The following is a 13393-nucleotide window of genomic DNA, read 5'->3' as shown; positions in this document are numbered from 1 at the left end:
GGATCGCCGGTCCTGGTGGGTGTGCTGGTGTCGGTCCTGCGGCGCGCGGTGCGCCCCGGCGACGCTACGCCAGGGCGCGGGCCCCGCGCAGCGGCCGGGTCAGGTCGCCCGGGTGGGCCTCGCGCCGCCCGCGGTGTCGCCGCCCGGCGGAAGCTGTTCGGTGTGAGCCCCCTCCTGCGCGCCCCCGCCCGGCTCGGCCACCGAACCCCGCGCGCCCCCGCCCGGTTCCGCGGCACCCGGCGCGCCCCCGGCCCCGCCGGCGCCCCCGCGCGTGCCGCCCGGTTCCGCGCCTGCGAGCCCGGCCGCGCCCGTGCCGTCCCAGCGGGCCCGCCGCATGTCGAGCCGCGGCACATGCCCCTCGGCCGCCCGGGACGCCTCCCGCAGCGGGGTGCCCTCCGCGCGGTAGTGCTCCAGGGCGCGCAGCTCGTGCCCGGGCAGCAGCACGCCGTCCGCGCGCACCACGCGCCACCACGGCACGGGGCCGCCGTACAGCGCCATCGCCCGGCCGACCTGGCGGGGGCCGCCCTCGCCGAGCCATTCGGCGACGTCCCCGTAGGTCATCACCCGGCCCGGCGGGATCAGCTCGGCGACCTCCAGGACCCGCTCCGCGTATTCGGGGTACTCGGATCCCGGAAGGTCCGGGGAGCCCGAGGGTCCCGGGGAGTCCGAGGGGTGTTCGGGCACATCGCCCTTCCGGTCGTCCATCCGCCCCATCCTGCCCCACGCCACCGACAACGCCGGAGAGCGGAGGAGAATCGGACCAGCGGCACCAAAGGGGCACATCCCGGTGGAGTCACTCCCCCGCATTGCACCCTGATGCCCCTCTCTGTCGTCCGGCCGTGCCACCATCGTGCGGGCGGTGACTGGTGATACGAGATCAAGAAGAGACCGAGACGGCGAAGGAGCAGGGCGTGCAGCCTCCGAAGGCGGCGGACGGCCCTGAGACCGGGCCGCCCCCCGGCACGCCCGGAGACGGGGCGGACCGTTCCGCCACCTCCTCCGCGACGCCCCCCGCCACGACGCCTCCGGCGACCGGCCCGGCGGCCCCCGCGTCCACCCCCGGCCCGGCGGGCACCGGCCCGGCCGACCCCGCCACCGGCTGCCGCGCCCGGGCCACCGCGTCCGGCGCCACCGCCCTGAGCGCGGGCGGCGACCTCGCGGACCGGGTCTCGGGCGACGAGCCCCTGCTCGCCGCCCGCGTCCACCGCCCCTCCGACCTGATGCGGCTGCTCGGCGGCATCCTGGCCATCGCCGTCGTGCTCGCCGTCGCCGCCTTCGCCCAGGGCACCACCACCGGCCTGGAGTCGGACATCAGCAAGGGCACCGGCCAGGCGCCCGACCTGCTGGTCAAGCTCGCCGGCCTGGTCTCCAGCATCGCCGTGCTGCTGGTGCCCGTCGCCTTCGCGATCGAGCGGCTGGTCAAACGGGACGGTCTACGCATCGCGGACGGCGTCCTCGCCGCCGTGCTGGCCCACGGCGTGACCCTCGCCACCGACCTGTGGGTCTCCCGCGCGGCCCCCGGCAGCCTCCAGGACGCGCTGACCGTGCCGCAGTCCAACGGACTGACCGACCCGGTGCACGGCTATCTCGCGCCCGTGATCGCCTATATGACGGCGGTCGGGATGGCCCGCCGGCCGCGCTGGCGCGTGGTCCTGTGGATGGTGCTGCTGCTGGACGCCTTCGCGATGCTGGTCGCCGGCTACACCACCCCGTTCTCGATCATCCTGACCGTGCTGCTGGGCTGGACCGTCGCCTACGGCACCCTCTACGCGGTCGGCTCGCCGAACGTCCGCCCCACCGGGCAGACGCTGCTCGCCGGGCTGCGGCACGTCGGCTTCCGCCCGGTCAGCGCGATGCGCGCCGACGACACCCCGGAGAACGCCGACCAGGACCGCGGCCGGCGCTATCTGGTGTCCCTGGAGGACGGCCCGCCGCTGGACGTCACCGTGGTCGACCGGGAGCAGCAGGCGCAGGGCTTCTTCTACCGGGTCTGGCGCCGGCTGACCCTGCGCTCGATCACCACCCGCCGCTCCATCCAGTCCCTGCGCCAGGCCCTGGAGCAGGAGGCCCTGCTCGCCTACGCGGCCATCGCGGCCGGCGCCAACGCCCCCAAGCTGATCGCCACCTCCGAGCTCGGCCCGGACGCCGTGATGCTGGTCTACGAGCACCAGGGCGGCCGGCTGCTGGACTCCCTGGCCGACGAGGAGATCACCGACGAGGTGGTCCTCGGGGCCTGGCGGCAGGTCCGGGCCCTGCAGTCGCGCCGGATCGCGCACCGGCGCCTCGCCGGGGACGCGATCCTGGTCGACCCGGACGGCCGGGTGATCCTGACCGATCTGCGCGGCGGCGAGATCGCCGCGGGCGACCTCGTACTGCGGATGGACATCGCCCAGCTGCTGACCACGCTGGGCCTGCGGGTCGGCGCGGAGCGGGCGGTGGCCGCGGCGGTGGAGGTACTCGGCCCGGACACGGTCGCCGACTGCCTGCCGCTGCTCCAGCCGATCGCGCTCAGCCGGTCCACCCGTGCCACCCTGCGCCAGCAGGCGCGCGAGCGGGCGCAGCGGGAGCGGGATGCGGTCCTGGAGGCGTCGGCCGCCGCCCGGCGGGCCCGGGGCCAGGAGGACCGGCCCACCGAGGGCAAGGACGGGCGCAAGGCGGCCCGCAAGGTCGAGAAGGCGGAGAAGCAGGCCGACAAGCGGGCCGTGGACGAGGCCCTGGAGGAGGCGCGCGAGGAGGATCTGCTGACCCAGATCCGGGCGCAGGTGCTGCTGATCCGCCCCCAGGCGCCGGTGGAGCCGGTCCGGCTGGAGCGGATCAGGCCGCGCACCCTGGTCAGCTTTATCGCGGGCGCGGTCGCCGCGTACTTCCTGCTCTCCCAGATCGCCGGCATCGACTTCGGCACGGTCTTCGGCCGGGCCCACTGGGGCTGGGTCGCGGCGGCGGCGGCGTTCTCCGCGCTGAGCTACATCGCGGCGGCGATGAGCCTGCTGGGCTTCGTGCCGGAGCGGGTGGGCTTCCGGCCCACGGTCGTGGCGCAGGTCGCCGGGTCCTTCGTGAAGATCGTGGCCCCGGCGGCGGTGGGCGGCGTGGCGCTGAACACCCGCTTCCTCCAGCGCTCCGGGGTGCGCCCCGGGCTGGCGGTGGCGAGCGTGGGCGCCTCGCAGCTGTTCGGGCTGGGCTGCCACATCCTCCTGCTGCTGCTGTTCGGCTATCTGACGGGGACGGAGCGCACCGCGTCCTTCACCCCGTCGAGGACCGTGATCGCGGGTCTGCTGACCGTCGCGGTGCTGGTGCTGGTCGTCACGGCCATCCCGTTCATGCGGAAGTTCGTGGTCACCCGGCTGCGCTCGCTGTTCGCCGGGGTGGTGCCGCGCATGCTGGACGTGCTCCAGCGGCCGATGAAGCTCCTCACCGGCATCGGCGGGATGCTGCTGCTGACCACGTTCTTCGTGCTCTGCCTGGACGCCTCGATCCGCGCGGTCGGCGACGGCGCCCAGCCGATCAGCTACGCGAGCATCGCGGTCGTCTTCCTCGCGGGCAACGCCCTCGGTTCGGCCGCCCCGACCCCGGGCGGTGTGGGCGCGGTCGAGGGTGCCCTGCTCGGCGGTCTGCTGCTGGTCGGGGTGCCGTCGGAGGTGGCCGCGCCCGCGGTGCTGCTCTACCGGCTGATGACGCTCTGGCTGCCGGTGCTGCCGGGCTGGTTCGCCTTCACCCACCTGACGCGCAAGGGCGCGCTCTGACGGATCCCCCGGCCCTTCGGCGGGCCGGGGGCCTCGGGCACTCGGGCACTCGGGCGGAGGAAAGTGCGGAGGGAAGTCCAGACCCGGAGCCGGAAGTCCACCCGTACGGCACAGCGCCCTCACCCGGTGGGAGCACCGGCCGCTGCGCCACCCGCATGGGCCCGTCGCCCATGCGGAGCAGACCCCGGCGGCGCACGATGGCCGCATGCCGACGACCTCCGCCACCGCGCACCGCACCGCCGCCGCCCGGGCCGCCCGCCGTACCGGGGCGGGGGCCGTCCGCCGGCGTCCCGTCCGGGCCGCGGCCGCCGCGCTCGCCGTCCTGCTCGCCGCCGCCGGCTGCTCCGACGGCGGCGGGGACGAGGACCGGCCCCGGGACTACGCCGCGCAGAAGCTGGAGTGGAAGCCGTGCCCGGCGCCGTCCGACGCGGAGGGCGGCGGCACCGAACCCTCCCCGCTGCCCGGCGGCACCACCTGGGAGTGCTCCTTCATGGAGGTGCCGCTCGACTACGACGACCCGGGCGGCGAGGCGATGGAGCTGGCGCTGATCCGCGCCCGGGCGAGCGACCCGGACCGGCGGATCGGCTCCCTGGTGTTCAACTTCGGCGGCCCCGGCGGCTCGGGCGTCGCCACCCTGCCCGCGGCGGCCGCCGACTACGGCACCCTGCGCACCCGCTACGACCTGGTGAGCTTCGACCCGCGCGGGGTCGGCCGGAGCGTGCCCGTGGAGTGCCTGGACGACCAGCAGATGGAGGAGTGGATCGCCGAGGACTCCACCCCGGACGACGCGGCCGAGGAGCGGGCGTACATCGAGGGCCTGGCCTCCTTCGCGGACGCCTGCGAGGAGAACTCCGGCAATGAACTCCCGCACGTCGGCACCGAGAACGCGGCCCGCGACATGGATCTGATGCGCCAGGTGCTGGGCGACGAGAAGCTGCACTACTTCGGGATCTCCTACGGCACCGAACTGGGCGGGGTGTACGCCCACCTGTTCCCCAAGAACGTCGGGCGGGCGGTCTTCGACGCGGTCGTGGACCCGAGCGAGAACTCCGAGCAGAGCTCGCTGGGCCAGGCCGAGGGCTTCCAGCTCGCGCTGACCAACTTCCTCCGGGACTGCGTCGACCGGGGCGACGACTGCCGGCTGCCCGGTTCCACGCCGGGCGAGATCCAGGACTGGATCATCGAGTTCCTGGACGGGCTGGACAGCAAGCCCATCCCGGGCATCGGCGACCGGATGCTGACACAGAGTCAGGCGCTCAACGGCATCGCCCAGACCCTCTACTCGCGCGAGTACTGGGAGCTGCTGGAGCAGGGCCTCGACGAGGCGGAGGGCGGCAACGGCGGTCTGCTGATGGCCTTCTCGGACGCGCTGACCGGCCGGAACGAGAACGGGACCTACAGCAACGCGCAGGCGGCGGGCGCGGCGATCGGCTGCGTCGACTCCAAGGAGCGCTACACGCCGGAGCAGACCCGGGCGAAGCTGCCCGAGTTCCGGCGGGCCTCCCCCGTGTTCGGGGAGTTCCTCGGCTGGGGCCTCCTCGGCTGCACCGAGTGGCCGGTGCCGGGCACCTGGACCCACCCGGACGTCTCCGCCCCGGGCGCCCCGCCGATCGTGGTCATCGGCAACACCGGCGACCCGGCGACGCCTTACGAGGGAGCGCGGGTGATGGCCGAGGCACTGGGCCGGGGCGTCGGCGTACGGATGACGTACGACGGCGAGGGGCACGGCGCGTACGGCAACAGCGCCTGTGTGGACCGGGCGGTCAACGGCTATCTGCTGAACGGGCGGGTGCCCCGGGACGGCACGGTCTGCCGCTGATCGCGCGCCCCCGGCACGGCGAGGCCCCCGGGCCGCTCGCGCGGTCCGGGGGCCCGTCGCCCCTCGGGGGCCGTTGGGGAACGGCGGTCCGGTGGCCGCCGTCCGGTCCGGTCCGGTCAGTAGACCGGCTTCTCCGGCTCGATCTGGTTCACCCAGCCGATGACCCCGCCGCCGACGTGCACCGCGTCCGCGAAGCCCGCGGACTTCAGGACCGCGAGGACTTCCGCACTGCGGACACCCGTCTTGCAGTGCAGGACGATCTTCTTGTCCTGCGGCAGGTCCTGGAGGGCGGTACCCATCAGGAACTCGTTCTTCGGGATCAGCCGCGCGCCCGGGATCGAGACGATCTCGTACTCGTTGACCTCGCGGACGTCGATGATGTCGATGTTCTCGCCGTCGTCGATCCACTCCTTGAGCTGCTTGGGAGTGATCGTCGAGCCGGCCGCCGCCTCCTGGGCCTCCTCGGAGACGACGCCGCAGAAGGCCTCGTAGTCGATGAGCTCGGTGACGGTCGGGTTCTCGCCGCAGACCGCGCAGTCGGGGTCCTTGCGGACCTTGACCTGGCGGTACTGCATCTCCAGGGCGTCGTAGATCATCAGCCGGCCGACCAGCGGCTCACCGATGCCGGCGAGCAGCTTGATGGCCTCGTTGACCTGGATCGACCCGATGGACGCGCAGAGCACGCCCAGCACGCCGCCCTCGGCGCAGGAGGGGACCATGCCCGGCGGCGGGGGCTCCGGGTAGAGGCAGCGGTAGCAGGGGCCGTGCTCGGACCAGAAGACGGACGCCTGTCCGTCGAAGCGGTAGATCGAGCCCCATACGTACGGCTTGCCCAGCAGCACGCAGGCGTCGTTCACCAGGTAGCGGGTGGCGAAGTTGTCCGTGCCGTCGACGATCAGGTCGTACTGGCTGAAGATGTCCATCACGTTCTCGGCCTCAAGCCGTTCCTCGTGAAGGACCACGTCCACATAGGGGTTGATCCCCTTGACCGTGTCCCGGGCGGACTCGGCCTTGGAGCGGCCGATGTCCGCCTGGCTGTGGATGATCTGGCGCTGCAGGTTCGACTCGTCGACCTCGTCGAACTCCACGATGCCGAGGGTGCCGACACCGGCCGCGGCCAGGTACATCAGGGCAGGCGACCCGAGGCCGCCGGCGCCCACGGCCAGCACCTTGGCGTTCTTGAGCCGCTTCTGCCCGTCCATCCCCACGTCCGGGATGATCAGATGACGGGAGTACCTGCGGACCTCGTCTACGGTGAGCTCGGCGGCCGGCTCGACCAGGGGTGGCAGCGACACGGAGACCTCATCAATACAGGCTGGTGGGTGAGTACGGTTGCTCTCCCCGTAACACTGCCACGCCCCTTCTCATTCCGAGACACCCGGTCCGATCCGCGAGACGATTTCGTCCCAGTAGCCGGGCAGCGCCTCGAAGGGGCTGAGCTGCCCTTTTCCTTGCGGGGCGGGTCCGCGGTCGGTGAAGAAGATCGTCCCGGCCCCCTGCCAGCGGGCGATCCTGGTCGCCTCCTCCAGGTGTGTGCGCGGGACGCCGTGCACGAAGTGGGCGAACCGCTGGGGCGGGTACTCCGCCGTCCACTCCGCCACCTGCGACCAGCGGTACTCGGCCCACGGCCCGGAGAAGGTGACCAGTTGGTCCGCGGCCTCCGCGTAGCCGGGGTAGGGGTGGGTGCCGTGGCCGAGGACCAGGTGCCCGCCGTCCAGCAGGGCGTCCAGGGTGGCGGTGGTGCGGCGCACCTGGGGCAGGTCGGCGCGGTCCACGGGGGCGCGGTCCAGCAGGAAGCCGTCGACCTTGTACCAGTCGGCGAAGCGCTGGGCGTCGCCGACGAGATCGCCGAACGGGCGCCCGCCGTGGGCCAGGTCCAGATGGCCGAGGACCCGGACGCCCGCGTTCCGCAGGCGTCCGGCGGCCTCCAGGCAGTGCGGGTCGGGCAGCCGGCCGGGCCCGCCCGCGACCCTGCCGTGCCCGCCCGCGACATTGAGGACGACCCAGTGCAACGGCGTGCCGGGGCGGGTGAGTTCGGCCCACTCGACGGGGGCCAGCAGCGGGTGCGCGTAGCCGGGGACGCCGAAGCCGAGCCCTTCCGAGCCGGTCGCGGCGAGCTGCGTCCCGGTGGTGGTCAGATGCGGCATGCCGCCTCCATCCAGATGTCGGCGAGCGACTCCTCCAGGTTGATCCGGGGCCGCCAGCCGAGGCGGTCGCGGGCGGTGCGCACATCGGCCTGCTGCCAGGCGCCGCAGCCGTCCGGGTAGGGGGACGGGCCGGCGGCCAGGTGCTCGGTCACGGACTCCGAGCGGGGCGCGCCGATGAGGTGGCGTCCGGGCGGCGCGTCCAGTTCGTGCAGGGCGCCCGCGTAGCCGGCGACCCGGGCGAGGACGGCGGCCGCGTCCCGGAGCTTGACGGCCCGGCCGGTACCGATGTTGACGACGCCCTGCGCGGCGGAGAGGGAGGCGGCGTGCACGGCGCGGGCGACGTCGCGGACGTCGACGAAGTCGCGCTGCACGCCGAGGCCGCTGAGCTTCAGTTCGCCGTCGCCCTGCTGCATGGCGCGGCGCATCGCCTCGGCGAGCCGGCCCAGCGGGGAGCCGGCCGGGGTGCCGGGGCCGACGGGCGAGAAGACCCGCAGCACCACCGCGTCCAGCCCCGATCCGAGGACCAGTTCGGTGGCGGCGAGCTTGCTGACGCCGTAGGGGCCGCCGGGGCGGGGCACCGCGTCCTCGGCGGTGGACGAGCCCTGCTGGGAGGGCCCGTACTCGGAGGCGCAGCCGATCTGGACGAGCCGCGCCCCGCAGCCGCTGCGGCGCAGCGCCTCGCAGACGGTGGCGACGGCGACGGTGTTGTGCCGGGTCAGTTCACGGGCGCCGCCTCGGGTCGCGCCCGCGCAGTTGATGACGACACCGGGGTGGACGGCGCCGAGGAAGCGGGTCAGGGCGCCGGGGCTGCCGCCCGCGAGGTCGAAGCGGACGTCGGCGTCGTCGCCGCGGCCGAGGGCGGTGAGGTGGACGGCCGGGTCGGCGAGGAGCCGGTCGGTCACGAAGCGGCCGATGAAGCCGTTGGCACCGAGCAGTAGCACCCTCATCGCGCGACCTCCTGGGGGTTGCGGGACGTCACCGGGTGGAGCGGGGTCATGCGGTTTCTCCTTAGGGGTTCTCACTGTCGGTGCCGTGTGGCCGGCGCCTGTTCGCGGTGCCGGCACCGCGAACAGGTCGCGCCGGCGGGTCAGCGGGTGTGCGCCGAGGCGCGGACCAGGACGGTGGAGGCGTGGACGAGGAGTGCCAGGGCGGCGGCCGCGCAGGCCGCCACGGGCACCACGGCGGGGCCCCAGCTCGCGACGAGGTGCTCCACGGGCCGGGCCACGAGATCCAGGCCGGGCAGCCGGCCGGACAACAGCAGGGCGGGTACGGCCGCCTCGACCGCGCAGGCGGCGGCGAGGGCGGCCGAGGCGGGTTCGGGGAAGCCGTGCACGACGAGCAGCCGGGCCAGGAACAGCAGCGCGCCGAGCGCGACGGCGGCGCCGAGTCCGCCGGTGGCGGTCGTGCCGGGCGCGAGCAGCCCGGTGGCGGCGGCGAGCGCGCCGAGGGCGGCGGTGTGCAGCAGCACGACGGCGAACAGCAGGGGCCGCGTCCCGGCGGCGAACTCCACCAGCCCCCGGGCGGTCTCCGCGCGGCGGCGCGCCCGTACGGCGAAGAGGTGGGCGCACCAGGCGGCGGGCACGAGGGCGAGGGCGAGCGGTACGAGGGGCAGCGGGTCGGCGGGCGGGGGCCCGTCGGGGCCGCCGCCGGCGATCTCCGCGACCAGGCCCTGGCCGCAGACGGTGTACGCGATCAGCCACAGCACCCACAGCCGCGCGGCGGGCGCGGGTCGCCGCGCGCGGGCGCGGAGCGGGCCGGTGCGCAGCGCGAGCACCAGCGCGACGGCGGTCGCGAGGACGCCCACGGCGGCGACACCGAGCCGCGCGCCCCCACCGGTGAACGCGACACCGGCGACGGCGAGCCCGCACACGACCCCGGGCACACCTGTCCGCACGTCCACCCGGGTGGGCTCCGCCGCCCGCGCCCGCACCTCGGGCTCCACATCCCCCGCCCGCGCGAACATCTCCTCCGCGAGCGAGAACACATCCCGATGCCGAAACCGCGCCGCGGCCCGGTCCGTGACCCCGTGCGCCTCCAGCCCGGCGGCGATCTCCAACGGATCGACGGCCCCTTCGCACAGCCCCCGATGCCGATGCAGCAACCCCTTGACGGGGTCCCCGCCTGCGCGGCGGGAGCGGTTACGGGGGGTGGGATCCGCCCCGTGGGGGTGGGGGGTGGATGCCGGGCTCGCCGGGGTGGGGTCGGGGCCCTCCGCGGGCCCGGGCCCTGCCGGACCGGGCGGGGTGGGCCCCGGCTGCGCCCCGGGGGCGGGCGCGTGGCTCGCTGCGGTGGGGCCGGGAGCGGGTACCGGGTCCGCCCCGTCGGGACCGACGTCTTGGACGGGCTCGGGGCCCGCCCCGGCGAGGGCGGCACCGGGAGCGGGCTCCGGGTTCGCCCCGGAGGCGGGCGGCCGGACCGGACCGGGCGGGGTGGGCTCCGGCTGGGCCTGGGAGGCGGACGGGGTGGGGCCGGCGCCGGGAGCGGGCTCCGGGCCGGCCTCGCTGCGCGGCGCGCCGGGGCCGCCGCTGGGCGCGGGCGCCGCGATCGCCTGGCCGGGCTGGGCCGCACCGGGCGGGGTGCGTTCCGGCCGCACCTGGGAGGCGGGCGCGCCGACGCGGGGGCCCGTGACGGGCCCCGGCTGCGCCCCGGAGGTCGGCGCGCTCGGAGCCAGCGGGGTGGGACCCGCCCCGCTGGGGTGGACAGGACCGAGCGGGCCGGGCTCCGACTCCGCGTCGGGAGGGGGGACGCGGCGCGACCCGGCCTCGGGGCGCGCCTCGGAGGCGGGCTCGCTGGGGCGGGGCCCCTGAGCAGCCCCGGGCCCGTGCTCCCGCTCATACGCGGGGGCGACGCCGACCCCACTGGAGGGAGCACCGCCCGCACCGGGCAGGGGGGTTGGCCCGCTGCCCGGCACGGGCCCCCGGCCCGTCTCGTGGCGTGGCCCGCCAACACCCCCGGGTCGGGCCCCGAGGTCCTCGCCGAGCGCTGAGCCCGGCTCGGCATCGCCGATCACTCGCTCCGCATCGATTGCCCCCGGGCCGTCCCCGGCCGGACCAGGCGCGGGAGCCGGGCCCGCCCCCGCGTGGGCCCCGGCGGAGCCGGGAGGAGGCGCGGACGCCTGCCCTCCGGCACCCGGGCCTGCGTCCGGCGCGGCCGCCGGGCCGGTGCCGCCGCTTGCGCTGCCCGTCCCCCTTGGGGACGGACGCTCCGCGCCGGGGCCCAGCACGGCCGAATGCGGTCCCGGGATGTCGCCGGGAGCAACCGTGCCCCCCGGCGCAGGTGCCGGGTGGCCGTCGCCCGCGCGGCCCGCCCCCACCGAAGATGGACCCTCCACGTCGGGGCGCGTCTCGGCGCCCGGGCCGGGCAGGGGCCGCGCCCCGCCGGCGCCAACCCCCGCACCTGGAGCGGGAACCGGCGCTCCGTCAGAGCACGCGCCGTCGCCCGGAGCGCCCGAAGGCGGTCCCGGCACGTCGCCAGGGGCGGGCACCGCGCCGAACGCCCCCGCAGCCACCCCGGCGGAGCCGGGAGGGAACGTGCCCTCCGGCGCAGACGCCGGGTCGGCGTCACCCGCGCGGCCCGGCTCCGCAGCGGGCTGCCGGTCCGGGCCGCCCGGCTCGGGCGCCATGCCACTCGCGTCGGGCCGCGGCCCCACCGGGCGGGTGTCACCCCCACACCCCGCCGCCCCCGCCCCCCGCGACTCGTCGCGAATCGCGTCGAGGGCCGTCAGCGCCGCCCACACCGCGCGCACATGGTCCGCGTCGGTCGGCGGGGCCGGGGCGGGACCGGGGTCGGGTGCGGACGACGGGCCCGGGTCGTCGTCGGCCGCGGCGGCCGCCGCGGTGAGCGCCGCCTCCCTCGCGGTGCGTGCCGCGTTCATGACTGGGTCTCCTTAACCGTGCCCGCCGTCGCCCAGCCCGGGGTGTGGGCCGCGCCCGTGAGGCGGCCGGGGACATGGGTCTCGGCGGGGTGCGCGAAGGGCACCGGCTCGCCGTCCGCGTCGACGGCCTCGGCCGCCCGCCGGACCGGGGAGCGGGAGATCAGCTCCAGGTAAATGCCCCGAAATGCCGTCAGGTTCTGTTCGACGGTGAAGAGTTCCAGCGCCCGCGCCCGTGCCGCCGCCCCCAGCCGCGCCCGGCGCTCCGGGTCGCGCAGCAGCGCCAGGCACGCGTCCGCGAGCGCCCGCGGGTTGCGCGGCGGGACGACGAGCCCCGTGCCGCCGATGACCTCCACGACCGCCCCCGCGTCCGTCGACACCGTCGCCCGCCCGCAGAACATGGCCTCCACCAGGCTGACCGGGAAGCCCTCGACGACGCTGGAGAGGACGACCACGCCCCCGGCGGCGTACGCGTCGGCCGTGTGGGGCGCCTCCGGGGAGCCGATCTCCTCGAAGGAGACCGGGTTGTCGCCCATCGCGTGCGCCCCGGCCGCCTCGTCCGGGAAGAGCTGCGCGGCGAGCCCCCGGCAGTGCGCCAGATAGCCCGCGTCGCCCCGGCAGCCGCCGGCCGGCGACATGCCGAAGAGCCGCAGCCGGGCCTCCGGTTCCTCCTTGCGGATCTCGGCGAAGGCGTGCAGCAGGGCGATCAGGTCCTTGGCGGGCTCGAAGGCGCCGACCCACACCAGGGTGTGCCCGTCCCCGCCGTCCGCGCCCTCCCCCACGGCGGCGAACCGCTCGGCCGCCATCCCCGGGTGGACCGTGCGGATCCTGTCCCGGTCGGCGCCGCACCGCTCCTGCCAGCGCCGCGCATGGGTGTTGCCCGGGGTGATGAGCTCGGCCTGTGCGTACACCTCCCGCGCGAGCTGCCCGTGGAAGCCGGCCAGGAGGGCGCGCACGGGGGCGCTCGCCCCCGCCTCGCGCCCGGCGAGGTACCGGGCGCGCAGCTGCACGCCGTACTCGGTGACCAGCAGCGGGAGTCCGCAGAAGCGTTTGGCCAGAAGGCCGGGCAGGGCCCCCGTACCGCCGGACGCGGCATGGCACAGATCGGCGGCGGCCAGGGTGTCGTCCTCGTACCAGTCGAAGGAGAGGGGGCGCAGGGCGCGTTCCAGCCCGTCGGCCGCGTCCAGCAGATCGGCGACCGTCACCGCCCGCAGGGCCCGGTGCGCGCCGGGCGCACGACAGGCGGACTCCAGAGCGCGCAGGGCCACTTCGGAGCGGAGGGCGGCCGGCAGCCCGCCGTGCTCGCGGGCGAGACCTGCGAGGGCGTGGAGCGCGTCCGCGAAGCCGTCCCCGCCGGTGGCCGCCGCGGCCACCAGGGCGCCGAAGCCCTCGGCGAACCGCCGCCGCGTGCGCCGCCCGTGGCTGACGCCGTCGTCCGCAGGCGCCCACAGGGCGGCGGTGCGCACCAGCCGCGCGTTGGGGGGCAGCGGCGGCACACCGCGCTCCTCCTGTGCGGCGCTGCGGCTCGTCGCGTAGACGTCGAACTCGTGCTGTTCGAGCCCGCGCACCAGCCGGTCGCACCAGAGCCTGGACTCACCCGTCGCATACGGGTAGCCACCTTCCGTGACCAGTCCGATCCGCACGAGTCCACCCCCGATCTCCCTTGTGGGCGGCCGCCGTTGGATCCCGGCGGCTGACAGCGGGACGACGTTATGCGGAGGTGCCGCAGCGGGCGGTCACCATCGCCCTGGCCACCGCCCTCCAGGAGTCCTCGCTCCGCAATATCGACTACGGCGACCGCGACTCCCTCGGACTG

At 76.0% G+C, this 13393-nt stretch carries 8 protein-coding genes; 2 read left to right on the top strand and 6 right to left on the bottom strand.

The features are described from left to right. Positions 1-99 precede the first annotated feature (99 nt). Positions 100-735: an MGMT family protein gene (locus ABZ457_RS08715; RefSeq protein ID WP_359155407.1), complete on the bottom strand. Its 636-nt coding sequence runs from the start codon at positions 733-735 to the stop codon at positions 100-102. 176 nt (positions 736-911) lie between these two features. On the opposite strand from ABZ457_RS08715, the gene ABZ457_RS08710 reads away from it, so the two are divergent. Then, positions 912-3740: a lysylphosphatidylglycerol synthase transmembrane domain-containing protein gene (locus tag ABZ457_RS08710; protein WP_359155405.1), complete on the top strand. Its 2829-nt coding sequence runs from the start codon at positions 912-914 to the stop codon at positions 3738-3740. Positions 3741-3945: 205 nt separating this feature from the next. Then, positions 3946-5559: an alpha/beta hydrolase gene (locus tag ABZ457_RS08705; RefSeq protein ID WP_359155403.1), complete on the top strand. Its 1614-nt coding sequence runs from the start codon at positions 3946-3948 to the stop codon at positions 5557-5559. Positions 5560-5675: 116 nt separating this feature from the next. Here the strand turns inward: ABZ457_RS08705 and moeZ are convergent, their stop codons facing one another. The 5 genes from moeZ to ABZ457_RS08680 form a co-directional block, all read right to left on the bottom strand. Then, entirely contained in the window at positions 5676-6854 is a 1179-nt protein-coding gene (gene moeZ, locus ABZ457_RS08700; protein ID WP_359155401.1) for an adenylyltransferase/sulfurtransferase MoeZ, read from the bottom strand. Positions 6855-6923: 69 nt separating this feature from the next. Continuing rightward, positions 6924-7706: a spherulation-specific family 4 protein gene (locus ABZ457_RS08695; RefSeq protein ID WP_359155399.1), complete on the bottom strand. Its 783-nt coding sequence runs from the start codon at positions 7704-7706 to the stop codon at positions 6924-6926. Next, a complete protein-coding gene (locus ABZ457_RS08690; RefSeq protein WP_018845606.1) occupies positions 7694-8653 on the bottom strand; it encodes an NAD-dependent epimerase/dehydratase family protein in 960 nt (319 codons plus the stop codon). The genes ABZ457_RS08695 and ABZ457_RS08690 overlap by 13 nt, the downstream gene beginning before the upstream one ends. A gap of 140 nt (positions 8654-8793) precedes the next feature. Beyond that, on the bottom strand, positions 8794-9762 hold the full coding sequence (locus ABZ457_RS08685) for a hypothetical protein (protein WP_359155396.1): 969 nt from the start codon (positions 9760-9762) through the stop codon (positions 8794-8796). Positions 9763-11576: 1814 nt separating this feature from the next. Beyond that, positions 11577-13220: a DUF3492 domain-containing protein gene (locus ABZ457_RS08680; protein WP_359155394.1), complete on the bottom strand. Its 1644-nt coding sequence runs from the start codon at positions 13218-13220 to the stop codon at positions 11577-11579. Positions 13221-13393: the final 173 nt, after the last annotated feature.

The sequence above is a fragment of the Streptomyces sp. NPDC005805 genome (genome assembly GCF_040630445.1).
Taxonomy (GTDB): Bacteria; Actinomycetota; Actinomycetes; order Streptomycetales; family Streptomycetaceae; genus Streptomyces.
This window is presented reverse-complemented; position numbering and strand designations above follow the sequence as displayed.

Coding starts and splice junctions, on each gene's coding strand:
- ABZ457_RS08705 (WP_359155403.1), top strand. CDS start 3,946: ATGCCGACGACCTCCGCCACCGCGCACCGCACCGCCGCCGCCCGGGCC.
- ABZ457_RS08695 (WP_359155399.1), bottom strand. CDS start 7,706: ATGCCGCATCTGACCACCACCGGGACGCAGCTCGCCGCGACCGGCTCG.
- ABZ457_RS08690 (WP_018845606.1), bottom strand. CDS start 8,653: ATGAGGGTGCTACTGCTCGGTGCCAACGGCTTCATCGGCCGCTTCGTG.